General features: G+C 72.1%; 15 protein-coding genes. 1 reads left to right on the plus strand and 14 read right to left on the minus strand.

Annotation, left to right across the window (positions count from 1 at the left end):
* Nucleotides 1-14: 14 nt before the first annotated feature.
* The 14 genes from LG395_RS35120 to LG395_RS35185 form a co-directional block, all read right to left on the minus strand.
* A complete protein-coding gene (locus LG395_RS35120) occupies nucleotides 15-1229 on the minus strand; it encodes a M20 metallopeptidase family protein (protein WP_225812875.1) in 1215 nt (404 codons plus the stop codon).
* Complete coding sequence (locus LG395_RS35125) at nucleotides 1226-2281, minus strand: methyltransferase (protein WP_225812877.1); 1056 nt, start codon at nucleotides 2279-2281, stop codon at nucleotides 1226-1228. The genes LG395_RS35120 and LG395_RS35125 overlap by 4 nt, the downstream gene beginning before the upstream one ends.
* Nucleotides 2278-3042 (minus strand): 4'-phosphopantetheinyl transferase family protein, encoded by a 765-nt coding sequence (locus tag LG395_RS35130; RefSeq protein WP_225812879.1) that lies wholly within the window; start codon nucleotides 3040-3042, stop codon nucleotides 2278-2280. The genes LG395_RS35125 and LG395_RS35130 overlap by 4 nt, the downstream gene beginning before the upstream one ends.
* A 7-nt stretch (nucleotides 3043-3049) precedes the next feature.
* Nucleotides 3050-3979, minus strand: a complete 930-nt coding sequence (locus LG395_RS35135; protein WP_225812881.1) for a DMT family transporter — start codon at nucleotides 3977-3979, stop codon at nucleotides 3050-3052.
* Nucleotides 3976-9345, minus strand: a complete 5370-nt coding sequence (locus tag LG395_RS35140; RefSeq protein WP_225812883.1) for a non-ribosomal peptide synthetase — start codon at nucleotides 9343-9345, stop codon at nucleotides 3976-3978. Before LG395_RS35140 ends, LG395_RS35135 begins: the two co-directional genes overlap by 4 nt.
* Complete coding sequence (locus LG395_RS35145; RefSeq protein WP_225812886.1) at nucleotides 9342-10163, minus strand: class-II aminoacyl-tRNA synthetase family protein; 822 nt, start codon at nucleotides 10161-10163, stop codon at nucleotides 9342-9344. The genes LG395_RS35140 and LG395_RS35145 overlap by 4 nt, the downstream gene beginning before the upstream one ends.
* Nucleotides 10156-10422, minus strand: a complete 267-nt coding sequence (locus LG395_RS35150; protein WP_225812888.1) for an acyl carrier protein — start codon at nucleotides 10420-10422, stop codon at nucleotides 10156-10158. Before LG395_RS35150 ends, LG395_RS35145 begins: the two co-directional genes overlap by 8 nt.
* Nucleotides 10422-11303: a diiron oxygenase gene (locus LG395_RS35155; RefSeq protein ID WP_225812889.1), complete on the minus strand. Its 882-nt coding sequence runs from the start codon at nucleotides 11301-11303 to the stop codon at nucleotides 10422-10424. Before LG395_RS35155 ends, LG395_RS35150 begins: the two co-directional genes overlap by 1 nt.
* 73 nt (nucleotides 11304-11376) lie before the next feature.
* Nucleotides 11377-13365 (minus strand): AMP-binding protein, encoded by a 1989-nt coding sequence (locus LG395_RS35160; RefSeq protein ID WP_225812891.1) that lies wholly within the window; start codon nucleotides 13363-13365, stop codon nucleotides 11377-11379.
* Between the two features lie 681 nt (nucleotides 13366-14046).
* Nucleotides 14047-15135: a protein kinase family protein gene (locus LG395_RS35165; protein ID WP_225812893.1), complete on the minus strand. Its 1089-nt coding sequence runs from the start codon at nucleotides 15133-15135 to the stop codon at nucleotides 14047-14049.
* A 318-nt stretch (nucleotides 15136-15453) separates the two neighbouring features.
* A complete protein-coding gene (gene msrB / locus LG395_RS35170) occupies nucleotides 15454-15855 on the minus strand; it encodes a peptide-methionine (R)-S-oxide reductase MsrB (RefSeq protein ID WP_225812895.1) in 402 nt (133 codons plus the stop codon).
* A gap of 70 nt (nucleotides 15856-15925) precedes the next feature.
* Entirely contained in the window at nucleotides 15926-16948 is a 1023-nt protein-coding gene (locus LG395_RS35175; RefSeq protein WP_225812897.1) for an LLM class flavin-dependent oxidoreductase, read from the minus strand.
* A gap of 337 nt (nucleotides 16949-17285) precedes the next feature.
* Nucleotides 17286-18329, minus strand: a complete 1044-nt coding sequence (locus LG395_RS35180; protein WP_225812898.1) for a zinc-binding dehydrogenase — start codon at nucleotides 18327-18329, stop codon at nucleotides 17286-17288.
* 375 nt (nucleotides 18330-18704) lie between these two features.
* On the minus strand, nucleotides 18705-19493 hold the full coding sequence (locus LG395_RS35185; protein ID WP_225812899.1) for an SDR family oxidoreductase: 789 nt from the start codon (nucleotides 19491-19493) through the stop codon (nucleotides 18705-18707).
* Between the two features lie 197 nt (nucleotides 19494-19690).
* On the opposite strand from LG395_RS35185, the gene LG395_RS35190 reads away from it, so the two are divergent.
* Nucleotides 19691-20548, plus strand: a complete 858-nt coding sequence (locus LG395_RS35190; RefSeq protein ID WP_225812902.1) for a helix-turn-helix transcriptional regulator — start codon at nucleotides 19691-19693, stop codon at nucleotides 20546-20548.
* The last annotated feature ends 44 nt before the right edge of the window (nucleotides 20549-20592 follow it).

Raw genomic sequence — 20592 nt, forward strand, 5'->3', positions numbered from 1 at the left:
CCGCCCCGCCGCGGTCAGCCGGCCGCGGCCAGCCGGTCCTTCGCCAGGGAGGCCAGGAGCAGGGCGCCGTCGCCCAGCACCTCGTTGCCGAACACCGCGTCAGGGCTGTGGTTGAAGCTCGCCGTCCCCGGGTCGCGGTCGGGCGGGCAGGCACCGAGGAACAGCATCGCCCCCGGCACCCGGTCCAGCACGAAGGAGAAGTCCTCCGACGGGCTGAGGGTGTTCGGGGACCAGACGAGCCGCCCCGGGCCCAGCGCCCTCTCGACCGTGCCGGCCGCGAAGTCCGCCTCGTCCGGGTCGACGACGGTGACCGGGTAGTCCATGGAGTGCTCCACCGTCACCGTGACCCCGTGGGCCGCGGCGACGCCCTCCAGCACCCGCCGCACCCCCTCCACGACCTGGGCCTTGGCCCCCGGCCCGAAGGTGCGGACACCGATCTTCAGCTCCGCCTCGTCCGGGATGATGTTGGCCGACGTGCCCGCGTGGATGCTGCCGACCGAGAGCAGCACCGGGTCGAAGGGGTCGAAGCCCCGGCTCGCGTACGTCTGGAGCGCCAGCACCATCTCGGCCGCGGCCGGAACCGGATCCTTCAGGAGCTGTGGCTGGGAGTCGTGCCCGCCCCGGCCCCGGACGGTCACGCGCAGGGCGTCGCCCCCGGCCAGCAGCGGGCCCTTGCGGGTCAGCAGCCACCCCGGCGGCAGCATCGAGGAGGCCACGTGCAGCGCGTACGCCGCCACCGGGCGCCGGCCGGCCGCCTCCAGCACCCCCTCCTCGATCATCAGCCGCGCGCCGTGGTGCCCCTCCTCTCCCGGCTGGAACATGAACACCACGTCGCCGCGCAGCCCGTCCAGGTCCTCGGTGAGCAGCCGGGCCGCGCCGACCAGCATGGCCGTGTGCAGGTCGTGCCCGCAGGCGTGCATCCGGCCCTCGATCTTGGACGCGTACGGGACGCCGCTCGTCTCCGTCAGCGGCAACGCGTCCATGTCGGCGCGCAGCAGGACGACGGGACGGTCGCCGTCCCCGGTGTCCGGGCCCCCGCCGCGCAGCACGGCGGTGACGGAGGACAGCGAGCTGCCGGTCGTGATCTCCAGGGGCAGTCCGTCGAGTGCCGCGAGCACCTTGGCCTGGGTCCGCGGCAGATCGAGCCCGAGTTCCGGTTCCCGGTGGAGGTCCTCGCGCAGGCGTACGAGGTCCTCCACCAGGCCGGGACCGGGCGGGCGCCCGCTCACTTGACCGCCGTGATGATGCCGTGCGGGGTGATGGCCTCGGTGCAGCGGGTGCGGCGCACCTGGTCGAATCCGACCTCCTTCAGTGACTTCTCGTAGCCCTCCCAGGAGTAGAGCATCCCGCCCTCGCCCGCGACCGCCGCGAAGAAGGGGCTGGCCAGGGCGGCCATGAGGGGGCCGTCGTAGTTGTCCTCGGACATCGAGTTCAGGATCATCACCCGGCCGCCGTCCGGCAGCACCGCGTGGGCGTGGCCCAGGAGCACGCGGATGCGGTCCTGCGGCCAGATCTGAAGCTGGTGCACGAACATCACGGTGTCGTGCCCCTCGGGGTAGTCGCCCGCGAAGATGTCGCCCTCGATCACCTTGACGCGGTCGCCGAGCCCCGCCTCCTCCACCCGCTTGCGGGCCAGGTCGACCACCTTCGGGATCTCCAGGACCGTCACCTCGATGTCCGGGTGGGCCCGGGCCACCGCCATCGCCATCGTCGCGTCGCCGCCGCCGACGTCGAGGACGCGCCGGGAGGCGCTGAAGTCGCCGTACTTGATCAGGTGCTTGCTGGCGACGGCCGACCAGGTGCCCATGAAGTGGTAGAAGACCTTGAGCAGTTCGGGGTCCTCGCTGAGCCGGTGGTAGACGGTCGCGCCGTCGCCCGGGTAGCGGCGCAGGCCGATGTTGCTGTTGGCCCGCAGGGACTCGGTGAAGTCGACGAGACCCGGGTAGGTGACGTACGCCTCGAACCCGACGACCGCCTTGACGAGTTCCCAGTGGCCGCCCGTGAACAGGTCCGAGATCGACTTCGAGTTGCGGTACCCCTCCTCGGTGCGCTCCACCAGCCGCAGCGAGGTGACGCCGAGCAGCAGGATGTCCAACGACCGCTCGGCGAGGCCCAGTTCGGTGCCGATCCGCTCGCGCGGCGTACCGGGGTCGCGCTCCAGCAGGTCGAAGAGGCCGAGTTCGACACCGGCGCGGGTGAACTGGAAGGCGTTGTGTCCGAGCAGCACGGTGGTCAGGGCGTCCGGGACGACGCTCTCGGGCTGGGTCTGTACCTCGGTCATGATGCTTCTCCCTGGAATGAGAGGGTGTCGATCAGGTCGTCTGTGGTGAGCGACTGCATGCCGGAGGCGGCTGTGGAACCCCGGCCGGCCGAGGCGTCCGGGGCGGTGACGGCGACCGCGCCGACCACGTCGGGCGGCACGCCGGGCAGGTCGTACAGGAGTCGGCGGCCGAGCCGGAACGGCCGGTCCCGGCCCGTGGGGACGAGCGGCAGGCGCGCGAGGTCCACGTCCGCCATCGCGGGCAGGCCCCGCGCGGTGAGCTTGACCAGTGCCTCCTTTCGTACCCAGGTCCGCAGGAACGCGCGGTGCGGGGCGGGCGACCCGCGGATCCGGTCGATCTCGCCGCGGGTCAGGAACGAGTCGAAGCCGCGCAGGCCGGGCCCGCCGGACCGGGTGGCCGGCCCGGGCAGCCGCTCGACGTCGATGCCGACGGGGTGATCGGCCGCCGCGGCCGCCACCACCCCGTCCGCGTACGACAGGCTGACCCCGCACCGCGCGCCCGTGACCCGCGGCCGGCCGTGCGGGCCCGCGCAGAGCGGGCACCGCTGGTCCAGCGCGACGTCCCGGGCCGCGCCGCCGGTCCGCCGTGCCACGCACATCCGGGCCAGGACGTGCGCGGCGAGGAAGTCGGCCCGGGCCCGCGCGGTGCGGGCGGCGGCCAGGCGCCGCCGCTCCGCGGCCGTCAGGAGCGACGCGTCCGCACCGGGCAGGGCCAGGAGCCGGTCCGTGTCCGCGACGGCGACGGTCACGGCCGCCGTCACCGGCCCCTCACCTCTTGCGCTGGCTGTAGACGACACCGGCGAGGGACAGCGCGCCGCCGACCACCGCGAGCCACGGAGGCGTCTCGTCGAGGATCAGCCAGGCCAGGGTCACCGCGATCGGCGGGGACAGGTAGGTCAGCGCGCCCATCTTCCCCGCGGTGGAGCGGGCCAGCGCGTACCCCCAGGTCGTGAAGGCGACCGAGGTCGGGAAGACGCCCAGGTACACCGTCCAGCCGATCGCCTTGCCGCTCGCGTGCGACAGGTTGTCCATCAGCTGGGGCAGGAACGGCAGGCAGAGCACCGCGCCGACGACACAGGCCAGCCAGGTGATCACCAGGGCCGAACTGTTGCCGAGCAGCGGCTTCTCGGTGACGACGCCGCCCGCGTACGCGGCGGCGGCCAGCAGCGCCAGCGCACTGCCCGTCCCGGCCTCCAGCCCCTTGCTGGAGGTGGCGAGGCCGATCAGCAGGACACCGGCGAGGGCGACGCCGCCGCCGACGACCAGCGGACGCGGGAAGCCCTCCTTGAGCAGCGACCCGGCCAGGACGGCGATCAGCACCGGCCCCAGACTGATGATCATGGATGTGGTGCCCGCGTCGATGCGCTGCTCGGCGGCGTTCAGCGCCACGTTGTACACACCGAACCACAGCAGACCGCACAGCACCAGGCGCGGCAGGTCGGAGCGCGGCGGCAACGGGACCCTGCGGACCAGGACGACCACGCCCAGCAGCACCGCGCCGATGAACAGCCGCGCCAGGGTCAGCGCGCCCGGATCGAGGTCCTTGCCGGCCGCGCGGATGCCGATGAACGCGGAAGCCCACAGGAAGACGGTGAGCAGCCCGGCCGCGACCGCGAGCGGCGGAGTGCCCGGGGACGGGGCCGGAGACTGCGGCGAATCCGGTGAGGCGGTCCCCTGATTGGCTTTCGCAGAGGTCACAGATGTTCACTTCCTTGTCGTTCTGCGAGGACGGTTCGCTCGCAGGTGTCCAGGGCCGCCGCCAGCCGCCGCGCGACCTGGGCGACGTGGGGCGGGCGGAGCAGGGTGAAGTGGTTCCCGGGGAGCGTGGCCTCCTCGCGGACACCGCCCCGGGTCTGCCGCGCCCAGGAGGCGCGGTGCTCGCGGAGCCGGTCGCGGGCCCACCACAGCGTCAGCGGGGCGTCGACGACCGACGGCCGGTGCGCGAGCACCAACCGCTCGTGCAGCTCGGCCAGTTCCGCCTGCCGGAGCAGGGCCTCGGACGGCAGCACCCGGGAGCCGCGCTCCTCCGCCCAGGTGGTCAGCAGCTTCAGGCGCTCCGTCAGCGGCAGCCCGCGCAGCCGGTCACGCAGCGCCGCGGTGTCCTCGGCGGTGACGTCGAGTCCGGGCAGTGAGCCGGCCAGGGCGACGGCGGGCGCGAGCAGCGGGTCGGGTTCGCCCGCACCGGGCACGGAGGAGTCCAGCAGGGCGACCAGCGCGACGCGCTCGCCCGCCGCCTCCAGCCGGGCCGCCACCTCGACCGCCAGGGCGCCGCCCATCGACCAGCCCGCGAGGTGGTACGGCCCGGTCGGCCGGCGTTCCCGGATCACGTCCACGTACTGGGCGGCCATCTCCGCCAGGGTCGCCGCCTCGGCCCCGCCGGTCAGGGCGGGCGACCGGACGGCCAGCACCTCGCGGCCCGGCGGCAGCAGCGTCACGAGGTGCCGGTACGCCATCACGTCCCCGCCCGCCGGATGCAGCAGGAACAGCGGCGCGGGCGTGACCGGCGCCCGCAGGGACACGAGCAGCGAGTGCTCGGAACCCGCCGAGACCAGTTCGGCGAACCGGGCCACCGTGGGCGCTTCGAACAGGGCGGTGAGGGGCAGCCGCACCCCGAAGCGGCGGGCCACCACCGCCATCAGGCGCGCCGCGAGGAGCGAGTGGCCGCCCAGCGCGAAGAAGTCGTCGTCCGGTCCGATGGCGTCCGCGTCCCGTCCGAGCAGCCCGGCCCACAGGCCGGCGACCGTGCGCTGGAGCGCGGTGCGCGCCACGCGGGCCGGGGCGGTGGCGGCGGCCGGGTCGGGCGCGGGCAGGGCCGCGCGGTCGAGCTTGCCGTTGGCGGTGACGGGCAGGGCGGTCAGCGGCACGAGGACCGGCGGCACCATGTAGTCCGGCAGGGACCGTTCCAGGAAGGCCCGCAGTTCCCGCGGTCCGGGCGGTTCGGCTCCGGCAGCCGGGACGACATACCCCACCAGCCGGTCGTCCAGCAGCCGCACCGCTGCGGCCTGCACGGACGGGTGGGCCGCCAGCCGCGCCTCGATCTCGCCGAGTTCGACGCGGAAGCCGCGCAGTTTCACCTGGCCGTCGGCGCGTCCGATGAACTCCAGGGCGCCGTCGGGCCGTTGCCGCACCAGGTCGCCGGTCCGGTACAGCCGTCCGCCGGGCCGGCGCGGATCGGGCACGAAGCGCTCGGCGGTGAGCGCGTCGCGGCCCCGGTACCCGGCCGCGAGCTGCACCCCGCCGATGTGCAGCTCTCCCACGAGGCCGGGCGGGAGCGGGGTCAGCCGGTCGTCCAGCACGTCCAGGGTGGTGTTGGCGACCGGACGCCCGATGGGCACGGGGCCGGCCGCGTCCTCGGGTCCGCACGGCCACGCCGAGACGTCGACGGACGCCTCCGTGGGGCCGTACAGGTTGTGCAGCTCGACGGCGGGCGGCGGGAACACCTCGAAGAACCGGCCGACGAGGTCGGGCGGCAGGGCCTCACCGCTGGCGATCACGCGGCGCAGCGAACCGCAGCCGGCGGCCGCCGGGTCGGCGAGGAAGACGCGCAGCATCGACGGGACGAAGTGCACGGTCGTCACCGACGTACGGCGGATCACCTCGGCCAGGTAGCCCGGGTCGCGGTGACCGCCGGGCCGGGCCACGACGAGCCGGGCCCCGGTCATCAGCGGCCAGAAGAACTCCCACACGGACACGTCGAAGGTGAAGGGCGTCTTCTGCAGCACCGCGTCGGCCGAGGTGAGGCCGTACTCCTCCTGCATCCACAGCAGGCGGTTGCAGATGCCCCGGTGGGTGAGCATGACGCACTTCGGCGTGCCCGTGGACCCCGACGTGTAGATGAGGTAGGCCAGTTGGTCGGGCGCCACCACCACCTCCGGGGCCGTCTCCCGTGGCTCCGGCGGTTCGGCCAGGTCGACCCTCAGGACCGGTACGCCGTCCGGGAGGGCGTCCGGCGACCCGGTGACGAGGACCAGTTCGACGCCGGCGTCGGCGAGCATGAACGCCTCGCGCTCCGCGGGGGTGGCCGGGTCGAGCGGCAGGTAGGCCCCGCCCGCCTTGAGGACGGCGAGCAGGCCGACGACCAGCTCCGGGGAGCGCTCCATGCGCACGGCCACCGTCGTACCGGGCGCGAAGCGGTCGTCGCCGACGGCCCGCCGGATCCGCCGGGCCAGCCGGCCGGCCGCGGCGTCCAGCTCCGCGTACGTCAGGGAGCGGTCCTCGTAGACCAGCGCGGTGGCGTCGGGGGTGCGGCGCGCCTGCCGCTGGACGTGCGCGTGCAGCGGGATGCCGAGGTCGTAGGAGCGGGCCGTGTCGTTCCAGGCGTCGAGCTGCTTCAGCTCCTCGTCCGACAGCATCCGCGGGGCGGACAGCGCGTCGTCGGGCCGGGTCAGCAGGGCGTCCAGCAGGGCCAGGTAGTGCCCGGTGGTGCGCTCCCGCTGCACCTCGTCGAAGCAGGCGGTGTTGAAGTCGAAGTCGAGCACGAAGCGCGGCGGCGCGGTGGCGTCCCGGCGCAGCTCACGGACCTGGAGGGTGAGCCGGTCGGGGGAGTGCCCGGTGTCGAGCAGCTCGAAGCCGGCCGTGCCGCCGAAGCCCTCGAAGACCGCGTTCTGGTAGTTGAGGTACACGTCGTACAGACGGGCGCCGCCGCGATGCCGGGGCACGTGGTCCTGGTACCGGGCCGCTTGCAGGAAGGCGCGCTGCGTCTCGCGGGCGAGGTGGCGCAGCGTGGTGTCGTCGCCGAGTCGCAGTTGCAGCGGCAGCACGTTCATGAACAGGCCCGCCGTGTCGCGGAACTCGGCGGGGCGGTTGGCGAACGGGGTTCCCACGCGCAGCAGTTCGCCGCCGCCGATCCGGCGCAGGTAGGCGAAGAGCGCGGTGGCGAACGCGACGGCGGGCGAGGCGTGGCCCTCCTGCCGGGCGAACTCGGCGATGCGGGCGCTGCGTCCGGCGCCGAGGTCCAGGGTGAGCCGGGCGGTGCGGGTCGTGCCCGCCACGTCGTCCTCCCTGCCGTAGAAGGCGAGCCGCTCCACCGGCTCGGCCAGCGTCTCGTTCCAGTGGCGTTCGGCCCGGGCGCGGCGCTCCGAGCCGCGCAGCGAACGTTCGTGGTCGACGTACGCCTGGAACGGCGGCAGCGGCGCGGCCTCGTCGAGACTCCCGCGCCGGTCCAGGTCGTAGTACGCGGAGACGGTGCGCAGGAACAGCGACATGGACCACGCGTCGCAGACCAGGTGGTCCACGTTGAGGTACCACGCGTACGCCGTGTCGCTCAGCCTCAGCAGCGCGGAGTCGAAGACGCACCGCTCCGGGTCGAGCCCCTGCCCGCTGCGCCGCCGGGCCCAGTGCAGGGCGGCCTGCCGGGGATCGGCTTCGGCCGAGAGGTCCACCAGGTCCACCGGCGCCGGGACGGGCCCGGCGACCCGCCGCAGGGGCACGCCGTCCACCTCGTGGAAGGTGCTGCGCAGGGCGTCGCTGTGGTCCACCAGCTTCTGGAAGGCACGCTGGAAGCGTCCGTGGTCGAGCGGGGCGGCGATGGTGTAGAGGGCGGTGACGTTCTCGTAGTAGAGCCGCACGCCCGCGGCGGTCTTCTTGCCGAACCACAATGCGAGCTGACTGTCCGTCAGATTGGTCACCGGCTCGGCCGCCGGCTGCGTCCCCGGCCCCGGCCCGCCCGTCACCGCGACCGCCTCCGGCGAACGCACGGCCTGCCGGACCGCCTCCTGGAACCCCTCCGCCCAGCGGGCGACGGTGGCGGCGTCGAACAGGTCGGTGCGGTACTCGAGGCAGCCCAGCAGCTCGCCGTCCTGCTCGCGCAGGTGCAGGCTGAGGTCGAGCGGGGACACGCCGAGGTCGAAGTCGTCCGGGGCGGCCGGGGCGACGGTCAGCCGCCCGGCGCCCCGGCTGCCGGTGACGGCGGGCTGGAGCGAGAACGCGGTCTGCCGCAGCACCGTCCGCCCGGGCGGCCGGGGTGGGTTCGTCTCCCGCACGATGTCACCGAACGGGAGGTCGTGCGTCAGCGCGCCCCTGACCGCCTCGCCGGCCTGACGGGCCGTCTCCGCGAACGTCTGCCCGGGCCGCAGCCGCAACCGCAGCGGCAGCGTGTTCACGAAGAAGCCGATCAGCGCCTGTTCGCCCGCTCCCCTGCGCTCGTCCACGGGGGCGCCGACGACGACGTCCAGGGCGCCGGTGATCCGGTGCAGCGTGACGGCGTACGACGCGAGCAGCAGGCCGTAGACGGTGGACCGGTCACGGCCGGCCGCGGCGCGCAGTTCCTCGTGCAGGCCGGTGGACAGGCGGAAGCCGTGCCGGGCGCCCTCGATCGTCTCCCGCGCCGGCCGCGGCCGGTCGGTGGGCAGTTCGAGGACCGGAAGCTCGCCGGACAGCTCGCCGCGCCAGTACGCCACCGACCGGTCGCGCTCGGCGCCGGCCGGCCGGCGCTCGTCGGCCGGGAGGGCGGCCGGGGGCGGCAGGGGAGAGGGGCGCCCCGAGGTGAAGGCCTCGTACAGCGCGGTCAGTTCGGCGGTGAAGACGCCCATCGACCAGCCGTCGCAGACGAGGTGGTGCGCGACGACGGTCAGCACGTGCCGCTCGGCCGTGAACCGGTAGAGGGTGAAGCGGGCCAGGGGCGCCTCGTCGAGCGCGAAGGGACGCTTGCCGTTCTCGGCGTGCGCCCGGCGCGCCCGGCGCTCCCGCTCCGGCGGCTCCAGGTCGCCCAGGTCGACCAGGGGCAGGTCGACGGGCCGGGGCGCGGCGACCTGCCGCACCGGTGTGCCGTCCCGCTCCTCGAACGCCGTGCGCAGCGACTCGTGCCGGGCCGTGATCTCGGTCAGCGCCCGGCGCAGCGCGTCGGCGTCGAGCGGCCCTTCCAGGTGCAGCGCGGCGGACAGGTGGTGGGCCGGGCTGTCCGGGGCGAGGCGCTGGAGCAGCCACAGCCGTTGCTGCGCGTCCGAGGCGGCGCCGGGTTCGGCGGGCCGCGCGGCGGGTCCGGCCGAGCGCTGCCGCAGCCGGGCCATCAAGCGGGCGCGCTCCGGCCCGGACAACTCGGCGAGGCGTCCCAGGAGATCGCTCACGAACCCGCCCCCGCCACCCGTTCCAGGATGTCGTCGATGTTCGCGTGCGTCTCCAGCAGGGCGGCGATCCAGCGCTCCAGACCGAAGGCGACGCATCCTGTGAAGGCCGGTCCGCCGTCGGCCAGGGAGATGCCGCAGCGCTCCCCGAAGAAGTTGCGGTGGAAGTTCAGCGAGCCGATGGCCAGATCGCCGCCGTGCACGAACTCCTCCTTCACCGGGAACAGCTGCGCCAGCAGAGCCCGACCGCCGCCCTTCTCGAAGAACGGGTCCGAGGCCGGCTGAACGGCCAGCTCCAGCCCGAGCCGGGCCGCGAACTCCACCACTTTCGGCCGGAACGCGGCCAGGTGCGCCAGCACGGCCTCGCGGGACCCCAGGCACACGATCTCCCGCATGGTGAACCCGTGCAGCCGGCGCAGCCCGTCGTAGTGGTCCTCGTTGCGGAAGCACTTGGCGACGGTGGTGACGCGGCGGGGTCCGGCGAGGGTCGCGGAGCGGTGGTGCAGGTACACGTTGTAGCAGGCCGCGGAGGCCAGCCCGTACGCGCTCGCGCCGAGACGCTCGGGCGGCAGTGCCGCGCCGTCCTCCACCTTTTGGGCCGGCAGCTTCAACGGGGCCGTCATCAGGGCCAGTTGCGGGAAGTTGTCGAAGTAGTCGATGGACGCCAGGTCCGCCGTGCCGATGACCGCCGGGAAGAGCATCGGGGTCGCGCCGCACTCCTCGGCCCAGTCCCGGAAGCGCTCGTCCAGCAGGTCCATGAGGCGGACGAGTTCCGGGCCGAGGGCGACGAGCCCGCCGCGTTCCGTGTAGAGATCACTCATGGCTCACCGCGCCGGCGCCGGTGGCGTCCGCCAGGACCGTGTCGCGTATGCCGCGCAGCGTGCGGAACCCGACGACGTTCTCCGGGGTCAGCTCCAGCTCCCGGCCCGCCAGCTCCTCCAGCAGGAGCAGCAGGTGGGGGAAGTCGAGGGAGTCGATGAGCCGGCTGTCGATGAGGTCCTCGTCCCAGCCGATCCCGGTGACCTCCGGGTTGCGCGCCAGCAGCCACGCCCGTACCTGCTCGATCACGTCCGTCGCCATCAGGCCGCGGCCTCCTGGAACGGGGAGGCGGTGATGATGTCCTGGCTCACCAGGAACCGGGTGATGCGCTTGAAGAACGTCTCGTGGTAGGCGGCGCGTGCCGGGTCCCGCAGCAGTTCCTCACGGAAGGCGAAGGCCTCGGGGACGCCGGCGTCCCGGTACACGGCGGGGTTGTAGAGGGACTGCACGCTCGCGGTGATGTAGCGCCGCAGGTAGACGTCGAGACGCTCGCGCAGCTCCTGGTCGCCGCGCTCCCGCAGGGGTTCGTACAGCAGGCCCACGAGCTTGCGGCCCATGATGATGTGCCGCCACTCGTCGTCGTGGTGGACCTGGTTCACCTCTCTGATCAGGGGGTGCAGGGTGGTGTCGCGGCCCATCCTGATGTTGAAGTGGTCGACCAGCTCCTCGAAGATCAGGATGCGGGCGAAGACCAGGAAGTTGGCGACGGCGGCGTCCTCCTCCGGCGTCGCGACCGGAAGCGACTTGTCAGGGTAGATCTTGCCGCCGTAGCGCAGGCAGAACTGGGCGAAGAACCACATGTGCCCGTTCTCCTCGCCCAGGAAGCGGTGGAAGAACTCGGACGGCAGCTCGAAGCCCCGGGTGTGGATCCGCCGGGTCACCTCGATGAGCAGCTCGCGTATGCCGTGGATGTTGAGGCTGAAGAAGTTGATGCTCTCCCACTTGCTCAGCCGCATGAGCTGCTTCTCGTCCAGCTCCCGTGCGTGCCGGGTGCCGGCCACCGTGAGCAGGTCGGGCGTCATCCACCACTGCTCCTCGGCGAGTTCGTCCACCCAGTCGAACCGTGTGTAGGGGCTGTAGTGGTGGTCGGTGGCGTCGGCGACCAGGTTGTCCAGCGTTTCCACCACGTCCGTCGTATCCATGGGCCCCCCTGCTGGGATCAGCGTGCGTCGGGAACGGTGAGACTTCGGTCCAAGAGGTCGGTGCTCGCGCTGTTCAGCCGTTGTCGCTCCGGGCGATCAGACCGGCGACCTGCTCGTCGTCCACGGTGAGCGGTCTGCTCTCCAGCAGGGCGGCCAGCTTCGCGACGGTCGAGGCCTGGAAGAGGTCGCCCGTCGTGACCCGTACCGGCAGCTCCGCCTCGATGCGGACGGCGAGCTGGGACAGGAGGAGGGACTGCGCCCCTGAGGCGAAGAAGTCGTCGTGCACGCCCACCTCGTCCCGTCCGAGCAGCTCGGCCCAGATGTCCGCGATCAGCGCCTCCAGCGGGGTGCGCGCGGGGACGGCGGTGCGCTCGCCGGACACCGCCGTGCCCTCGGGACGCCAGCCGCCGACCGGCGACAGGTCCCCGGACAGGTACGCCTCGCGCGTCGCGCGGCGCTGGATCTTGCCGCTGGAGGTCTTGGGGATGGTGCGGGGCGGGATGAGCACGAGTTCGTGGAGGTCGGCCTCGCACTCCTCGCGCACCGCCCGGCGGACGGCGAGCGCGACGGCTTCCGCGTCCGCGCCGTCCACGACCTCGAACACCAGGACCAGCCGCTCCTCCGCGTCCACGGGAACGGTGAACGCCGCGCCGCATCCGGGCCGCAGGGCGGGGTGGCTGCGCTCGGCGGCGCCCTCCACGTCGTGCGGGTACACGTTGCGGCCCCGCAGGATGAGCAGGTCCTTCAGCCGGCCGGTGACGGCGAGCGCGCCCTCCTCGTCCAGGGCCCCGAGGTCCCCGGTGCGCAGGTACGGGCCCCGGCCGTCCGGGAGCGTCGCGCCGAACAGGGCCTCGCTCTCGGTGGGACGGCCCCAGTAGCCCGCCGAAACACTCGGTCCCGACACCCAGATCTCGCCGACCCGCCCCGGCTCGGCCGGCGCGAGGGTGGCGGTGTCCACCACGACGACGGACTGGTCGCCGCGGGCGGTCCCGCACGCGATCCGGGACACGCCCTCGACCGGGAAGCGGCGCACGCTCTCGCCGACCGGGTCGGCGGTCACCAGCAGGGTGGCCTCCGCCAGGCCGTAACTGGGACGGAAGGCTCCGGCGTCGAAGCCGGCCGGGGCGAACCGCTCCGTGAACCGCTCGATCGTCTCCACGCGTACGGGTTCCGCACCGTTCACGGCAGCGCGCCAGGACGAGAGATCGAGTGACGCCCGTTGTTCGTCGTCGATCTTCCGCAGGCACAGTTCGTATCCGAAATTCGGGGACGGGCTGATCGTGCCCCGGTGCACGGAGATCGCTTTCAGCCACCGATAGGGTTTCTGCAGGAAATGCAGGGGAGCCATCAGAATGCCCGGGAATCCGCCGTAGAGCGGTTCCAGGATGGCACCGATAAGGCCCATGTCGTGATACGGGGGGAGCCAGCTCACCATGACGTCGTGACCGGACCCGGCAAAAGCCCGGTAGATGGCCTCCAGATTGTGGATGAGGTTCGCGTGCGACAGCATGACGCCACGCGGAAGCCGTGTCGAACCGGAGGTGTACTGGAGGAAGGCGAGGTCCTCGGGGGCCGTGACGACCGGCCGGGCGCCGGGTGGCCCGCCCGCCTGCGGCGCGCCGCCCGCCAGGGCGTCGGTCGCGAGCCACTCCAGTGGTGCGTCCAGCGCCGACCGGGCGATCGGCAGCAGGTCCTTCGTGGTCAGGGCGATGCCCGCGCCCGCGTCGGCGATGATGGCGTCCAGCCGGCCGAGGCTGCGGGCGTCCTGCGGCGGGTACGCCGGCACGGCCACGACACCCGCGAGCAGGCATCCGAAGAACGCGGTGACGTAGTCGAGGCCCGGGGCGAAGAGGAGGAGCGCCCGTTCGCCGCGCCCGTGGCGCGCGCCCAGGGCGTCGGCCACGTCGGCGGCCGCGGCGTACAGCTCCCGGTAGCTGATCCGCCGTTCGTCGTCCTCGCCGTCGGCAAGGAATACGTACGCCGTGGCGTCGGGCATTTCTAATGCTCTGTCCCGGAGTATATGAACGAGAGTCGGGGACGTCGGCGACGAGATTGCGGGCATACTGACCGCCCCTCCGGACGCGATAAGACCGATTCCTTCAGCTACCTGCCGGCCGCACGAGGGGCAAGACTAAATGCGGGTCCAGGCCGCGTCAACGCGGTGGTCAGGGGCGTCTTCAATGGTCGCCGATATTCTGCCATCGGAGGCGGTGGGAAGATCTTGGTGAAACATTGCGGTGATGTTTCGCGGTGTGCTGCGGGCGATGTGCGGCGTCCCGCTCCGGCCGGCCGGGAGGCGGTGGACCGAGTGCCGTTCCCGCAGGCAGGGGAGGCGATCGACGCGTGGGCGCGGGAGTCTCCCGTGTCGCTCCGCTCTCTCCGCGTCACCCGGCCGGGCGTGCGTCCGGTGCCGTCCGTGGCGCCGACCGGCGTCGGATCTTGTCCGAAACATGACAGGAAAGCGCTTGGTTCCGGCCGGTTGTGTGCGCTGCGCGGGTGCGTGGGGCCGGGTACTGCGGTGATCTTGAAGGCCAGGTAGGTCCCGGCCGGGAGTCCAGGCCCCGGTCGGGAGTGGCGCGCCGGTGCGGTGGTTGCTCGCGCGGACGTGCCGTCCGGTCGCCGCACCGGCCACGCAGGGCGCCTTCTGCCGCGCCTGCCGGCCGGCCGCGACCGATCGGCGACACCGCGACATCCCCTCGGACATCCCCTCACGAGCCCTCATGTGGCCGCAGTCGTTCCCCACTCACCGCGGTGCTGACGCGCCGGCCAGGGCCTGCCGAACCTCGGCTGCGGGGAACGGGGTGCGCTTGCTTTCCGTGACGAGACGACGGGCGAAGTCGTCCATGACGACGGCATGCGGGGCATGGCGATCGATGATCGCCGAGATTCCGGGAGGGACGCCGTCGGGGCGGCGGCCCGCGATCCACCGGCGCAGGAAAGTCCCGAGTTCCGTGTCACCGCGCACGGCCTCGGGCAGGTGGTGGCGCAGCAGGTGCCACGGTGCGTAGCAGCGGTCGTAGACGAGGTGGTCGCGGAGGAAGGCGGCCTCCGCAGCCGAGAGTTCGAAGTCGCGGCTGAGAGCGAGCCCGAAGTCCGCGAAGTACACCTGTTGCCCGTCGGTCAGCAGGTTGGCGAAGTGTGCGTCGAAGTGCACCATTCCCCGGGAGCTCATGAACTCGGTCCCGTCCAGCAGCGCCTTCTCCACCCACAGATAGGAGGAGTCGCCTGAGTCGCCTCCCGGCCTGGTGTCAGCCACCGCACCGGCGGCGCCGAGCCAGGCGGCGAGTGTCTGAGGCACGTGCTCCAGGAAGAGCACCAGGCTGGCGGTGGACCGGCCGATGGCTTCCAGCCGGCGGCGTACGGCAGGCGATCCCTCCCACCGCGCGACGGCCCCCTCGACGCCTCCGAACTCGTCGGCGAAGTCGGCAGGAGGCCGGTCCGGCAGAACTCGCCAGTGGTACATGAGCGGGAACCCGGCGAATTCGCCGCTCAGCACCCACGCGGTGGTCATGACGTGTGCGGCCAGTTCGCGCCAGGCCCCGAACCCTGCCGACCCCACCCCGTACTGGTAGTGGAGAGGGAGATCGAACAGGTTGGCGGTCGAGCGGACGTGCTCCGGCCGCAACTCGATGTCCGTCAGCGGGATTCGTTTGAAGAAGACAGGTGTCCCCGCGACCTCCATCTCACCCCGTCTGCCGCCGATGCCCGAACCCAGTGCCGGCGCGGCAGCCACCGCATCGCCGAGCCGGCGGTCGCTGAGCAACGAGAGCTGTGCTCCTACGGCCGCGCAGGCGGATACACGTGCGCTGGGTAATGGCTGGGTCTCATCCATCGGCGGCTCCTGCCTGACATCACGTCGACCCGATTGATCATGCCAGGCGTCCCGTCGTTCCCGCGCCGCGGATTGTGCCGCGACGACACTTCCTGGCCCGGGGCCGGGAGTCTGCGAGGCCGCCCCCTGTGGTGTGCGCCGTAGGAGTACGTGCCGTCATGGCCGGACCAGTGCCGCGCGGACGCCGTCAACCGGCACAAGCGCCGACGCCCCGGCTCGTCGAGCTGAGGGCGCTGCCGTGCCGACGGCGTCGGGCCGCCCCGGCAGCCGGGGCGCACGACCGAGTCCGCCACCTCCGCCGGGGGCAGCCGGACAGCATCATTCGGATTCGGCAGACTTCAGCCGCAGGGCGAGACTGTTTATGCAGTAACGCTTGTCCGTCGGCGTCGCGAATCCCTCGCCCTCGAACAATTCCCCAAGATACGATCCGCAGCGAGCACACCGAACCACCGGATAGGAGGACCCGTCCTGCTGCACTTCGACCGAATCGAGGTCCTTGGGGTCGTAGAACGCAGGCCAGCCACAGCGCGAATCGAATTTCTCATCGGAAGTGAAAAGATCCGCACCGCAGGCCCTGCACGAGTACACGCCCTCTTCTTTGGTGTCGGTGTACTCTCCCGTGAAGGCCATTTCGTCCGCACCACCCCGCAGCACCCGGTATTCCTCCGGGGTGAGCTCCTCACGCCACTCGGCGTTTGACTTCTCTATTTCGTAGGCCATGACCTCATCCTTCAAGGCTTGGAATGTCCTGAGTTCCACCGGACGACGGCTGAGGGTACCGGAGATGCGGTCAGCGCCAGCCGAGTTCCGGTGCCACGTGCGTGAGGATGCTCTCCAGCACATGAACGTTGTAGTCGACTCCGAGCTGGTTCGGGATGGTCAGCAGCAGGGTGTCCGCGGCCTGGATGGCCTCGTCGTCCCGCAGCAGCTTCACCAGTCTGTCGGGCTCCGCGGCGTAGGACCGCCCGAAGACGGACTGGGTGACGTTGTCGTGCGTGCCGACCTGGTCGCGGGAGTTGCGGTCGTGGCCGAAGTAGGCGCGGTCGAGGTCGCTGGTCAGGGCGAAGATGCTGCGGGCGACCGAGACACGCGGCGTTCGGGTGTGGCCGGCCTTCCGGTACGCCTCGTGGTACGCCTCGATCTGCTTGCGCTGCTGCACGTGCAGTGGTTCGCCCGTCTCGTCCTCCTTCAGCGTCGAACTCTGCAGGTTCAGCCCCAGCTCGGCGGCCCAGACGGCGGTGGCGTTCGACGCGGAGCCCCACCAGATCCGGTCGCGCAGTCCCTCGGAGTGCGGTTCTATGCGCAGCAGTCCGGGCGGGTTGGGAAACATCGGCCGCGGGTTGGGCCGGGCGAAACCCTCGCCGTCGAGCACCTTGAGGAAGGCCTCGGTGTGGTGGCGAGCCATGTCGGCGTCGGTCTCGCCCGGCGCGGGGTTGTAGCCGAAGTAGCGCCAACCGTCGATCACCTGCTCCGGTGACCCGCGGCTGACGCCCAGCTGCAGCCGGCCACCCGAGATGAGGTCGGCGGCGCCCGCGTCCTCGGCCATGTAAAGCGGGTTCTCGTAGCGCATGTCGATCACGCCGGTGCCGATCTCGATCTTCGAGGTCCGCGCACCGATCGCCGCGAGCAACGGGAACGGGCTGGCTGCCTGCCGGGCGAAGTGGTGCACTCGGAAGTACGCGCCGTCCACGCCGATCTCCTCGGCGGCGACGGCCAGGTCGATGGACTGGAGCAGGACGTCCGAGGCCGACCGGGCAAGGGAATGCTGGTTGGGCGACCAGTGGCCGAAGGAGAGAAATCCGATCTTCTTCACGTTGTGTCCAGCGGTTCGGGTTGTGTCGTGCCGGCGGCGGGTCAGGTGGTGATCCACGCACGGGGCCGCGGGGACCGTCGCCGTCGGTGCGGTGGACCGGTCGGATCCACGCCGGCGTGGCGAAGGCCCCGGGGGGGGGCGTGAGAAGCGTCCGCGGGAGGGTCGGCTGTGTCAGCGAGGTGAGCGGCGCCGTGGGAGCAACGTGAGGGGCTGCCGGTCGTCCCCCTCTGCGTTGGCTCCGCTGCCGCGAGGCGCGCCTGCGCGGGAGCCGTCCGCGCGCGGGAGCGTGTGCGTGGGGGGTGCGGCTCGCGGCGGCACCCCCCACCTGTGCCAGGGGTCAGGGCTTGATGAGCACCTTCAGGCTCTTGCGGTCGGCCATGTCCTGGTAGCCGGCCGGGACACCGTCGAGGTCGGTGGTGGCGTCGAGGACCTTCCCGGGCTCGATCGTGCCGTTCAGGATGTCCGGCATCAGTTCCTCCATGTAGGCCCGGGCCGGTGCGGGGCCGCCTGCCAGGCGGATGTTGTGACGGAAGAGGCTGCCGAAGCCGATGGGCGCTTCCTCGTACTGGGGGGCGCCGACCCGGCTGATGATCCCGCCCGGTCGGACGATGCCGAGGGCCTGCTCGTAGGCGGCCTTGGTGCCGACGGCTTCCAGGACCACGTGCGTGCCGTGCCCACCGGTGAGCTCGCGAACCGCTTCGATGCCTGCTTCGCCGCGGGCGGAGACGACGTCGGTCGCGCCGAACTCACGTCCCAGGCCGGTACGCGCCTCATGGCGGCCCATGAGGATGATCTGTTCAGCGCCCAGCCGCTTGGCGGACAGGACCGCCAGCAGGCCGACAGCCCCGTCGCCGATCACGGTGACGCGGGTGCGCTCGTTGACTCCGCCTGCCACGGCGGCGTGGTAGCCGGTGCCGAGGACGTCGGCGAGTGTCAGCAGGGAGGGGATGAGGGCCGAGTCCTGGGCGACGGGGAGCTTGACGAGGGTGCCGTCGGCCAGAGGCACGCGGATGGCCTCGGACTGGCCGCCCTCATCCGGCACGAAGTCCCAGAAGTTCGCCTCCGGGTGGACACAGGACGTGTGCAGGCCCTCACGGCAGAACTCACAGGTGTTGTCGGAGACGGCCCACGCGGAGACGACCAGGTCGCCGCGCTTGACGGTGGTCACCTCCGAGCCGGTGTCTTCGACGATGCCGAGGAATTCGTGCCCCATCCGGGCCGGACCGTCCTCGGGCTTCATCGAGGCGTAGGGCCACAGGTCCGTGCCGCAGACGCACGACGCGGTGATCCGGACCAGGGCGTCGGTCGGGTGCTTGATGACGGGATCGGGGACGTTCTCGACGCGGACGTCACCGGCGCCGTACATGAGGACTGCGCGCATCAGTCATGCTCCATTTCAGACGGTGCCCGAGGGAAGGGGCACTCCGGCTGCCTGTCGAGAGCAGGTTCCGGCCGATGTCTTCCGGCCTGGTTGCCCTCTCATGGGTGCTACGTGTCATTGCTGTTCGCGGGACACCGTGACCACTCCCACCCTCTTGAGGAGCGCCGTTCGAGGGGCCGGAGGGTGCGGCGTCGGGTGCGTGTCGGCGGAGCGTCCGTGCCGGCGGAGCGTCCGTGCCGGAGGGGTACGCGTGAACGGCGCGAACCGCGTTCCCGCTTTCCGGTCGGCCGTCCCATGCCGGACAGGGCTGCTCACACCCTGTTCGCCCGACATGGGCGGGCGTCGACATCTGTCCGGGCCAGGCCGGCCCCGGTGTCAGCTGGGCTGGGCGGTGGGCATGATGAAGACCTGGGGGAGGTTGACGCGCAGGGGCAGGGAGGCGATGAAGCCGACGGTCTGCGCGATGTCGATCGACTGGAGCCAGTCGATGGTCTCCTTGGAGCCTTCCAGCCATTCGCGGGCGCCGGTGTCGGTGACGTGGTCCTGCAGTTCCGTGCCCACGATGCCGGGCTCGATCGCGGAGACCCGGACCTTCTTCGGGCCCAGCTCGATGCGCAGGTGCTTGGACAGGTGCGAGACGAACGCCTTGGTGCCGGCGTAGACCGCGAAGGTCGGGTAGAGGTTCTGCGCGGCGCTGGAGGAGGTGTTGATCAGGTCGGCGACACCGCGCTCCTCGGCGGCGCGCACCAGCTGCGGGGTGAACGCGCCGATGACGTTCATCAGCCCGGAGATGTTCAGGTCGATCTGGCGCTGCCACTGGTCGGCGCGCAGTTCCTCGACGGGACCGGGCAGCATGACGCCGGCGTTGTTCAGCAGCAGGTCCGCGCCGCCCAGCTCGGCCTGGACGCGGTCGGCCGCGGCCTGCACCGCGGCGGGGTCGGTCACGTCGACGGCGATCGCCAGCGCGGTGCCGCCGTCCTTGGCGATGCGCGCGACCAGGTCGTCCAGCCGCTCCGCGCGCCGGGCCAGCACGGCGACCTTCGCGCCCAGCGACGCCAGGTGTTCGGCCGACGCCTCGCCGATGCCGCTGGACGCGCCGGTGATGACGGCCACCCGGCCGTCCAGGGGCCTGGTGGAGGCCGTGGCAGAGGTCTCGGTGGTCATGGGATGACACCTTCCGGAAGATTCGGAACTGTGGACAGAGGCAGGGGTCCCGGACGTCCGCCGTCGCGGTCCCCGCCCTCCAAGCACACCACCGCGCGACCGGCCCGCACGCCCCGCAGGTGGCCCTGGCAAAACAGGTACTGACAGGACCACCCAGCGTGGCGCGGGCAGCGTGCCGGCAGGCGAAACTGGAAGGCATGGACCGCAGCAGCGAGATCGCCGCCTTCCTGCGCACCCGCCGTGCGCGGGTCAGCCCCGAGTCGGCGGGACTGCCCCCCGACGGGCGCGTCCGACGCGTGCCCGGCCTGCGCCGCGAGGAGGCAGCTCGCCTCGCGGGCGTGAGCACCGAGTACTACACCCGGCTGGAACAGGGCCGGGCCGCACACCCCTCGCCCGAGGTGGTGGACGCCCTGGCCCGCGCCCTGCGCCTGGACGCCGCCGAACGCGAACACCTCACCAACCTCCTCGCCCGCCCGGGCGCACGACGCGCACCGGTCAACCCGCAGCGAGTCCGCCAGGGCCTGCACCTGATGCTCCAGACCCTGGACGCGGTACCCGCCTTCGTCATCGGCCGGCGGACCGACGTCCTCGCCTCCAACCCGCTGGCCCGCGCCGTCCTCACCGACTTCGAGGCACTGCCCGTCCAGCGCCGCAACCTGGCCCGCTACTACCTCCTCGACCCCCAGGCCCGCGAACGCACCGTCGACTGGGAACAGATCGCCGCCGAGACCGTGGCCATGCTCCGGCTGGAGGCGGGCCGCTGCCCCCAGGACCGCCGGCTGGCCGACCTGATCGGCGAACTGACACTCAACTCACCCGAGTTCAGCACCTGGTGGAACGACCACCGCGTCCTGCGCCGCAGCCACGGCACCCTGCACCACCGCCACCCGCTCGTCGGTGACCTCCACTTCTCCTACGAGTCACTGCAACCGCCCGGCGACGACAACCAGACCCTGTGCGTCTACCTCCCGCAACCGGACACCACCACAGCCGAATCCCTGCGCATCCTCAGCAGCTGGGCCACCAGTGGCGAAGCAGCCCTCCGCGGGAGGTGAACCAGGTCCACCCGTCCTGGTCTGTTCGGATTATTTCGCGGCTT

The organism is Streptomyces spinosus (genome assembly GCF_020400655.1).
Taxonomy (GTDB): domain Bacteria; phylum Actinomycetota; class Actinomycetes; order Streptomycetales; family Streptomycetaceae; genus Streptomyces; species Streptomyces argyrophylli.

Excerpts from the sequence above, each read along its gene's own strand:
- LG395_RS35190 (WP_225812902.1), top strand. The coding sequence starts at position 19,691 with ATGGACCGCAGCAGCGAGATCGCCGCCTTCCTGCGCACCCGCCGTGCG.
- LG395_RS35145 (WP_225812886.1), bottom strand. The coding sequence starts at position 10,163 with ATGAGTGATCTCTACACGGAACGCGGCGGGCTCGTCGCCCTCGGCCCG.
- LG395_RS35150 (WP_225812888.1), bottom strand. The coding sequence starts at position 10,422 with ATGGCGACGGACGTGATCGAGCAGGTACGGGCGTGGCTGCTGGCGCGC.
- LG395_RS35180 (WP_225812898.1), bottom strand. The coding sequence starts at position 18,329 with ATGCGCGCAGTCCTCATGTACGGCGCCGGTGACGTCCGCGTCGAGAAC.
- LG395_RS35155 (WP_225812889.1), bottom strand. The coding sequence starts at position 11,303 with ATGGATACGACGGACGTGGTGGAAACGCTGGACAACCTGGTCGCCGAC.
- LG395_RS35185 (WP_225812899.1), bottom strand. The coding sequence starts at position 19,493 with ATGACCACCGAGACCTCTGCCACGGCCTCCACCAGGCCCCTGGACGGC.
- LG395_RS35160 (WP_225812891.1), bottom strand. The coding sequence starts at position 13,365 with ATGCCCGCAATCTCGTCGCCGACGTCCCCGACTCTCGTTCATATACTC.
- LG395_RS35125 (WP_225812877.1), bottom strand. The coding sequence starts at position 2,281 with ATGACCGAGGTACAGACCCAGCCCGAGAGCGTCGTCCCGGACGCCCTG.
- LG395_RS35165 (WP_225812893.1), bottom strand. The coding sequence starts at position 15,135 with ATGGATGAGACCCAGCCATTACCCAGCGCACGTGTATCCGCCTGCGCG.
- msrB (WP_225812895.1), bottom strand. The coding sequence starts at position 15,855 with ATGGCCTACGAAATAGAGAAGTCAAACGCCGAGTGGCGTGAGGAGCTC.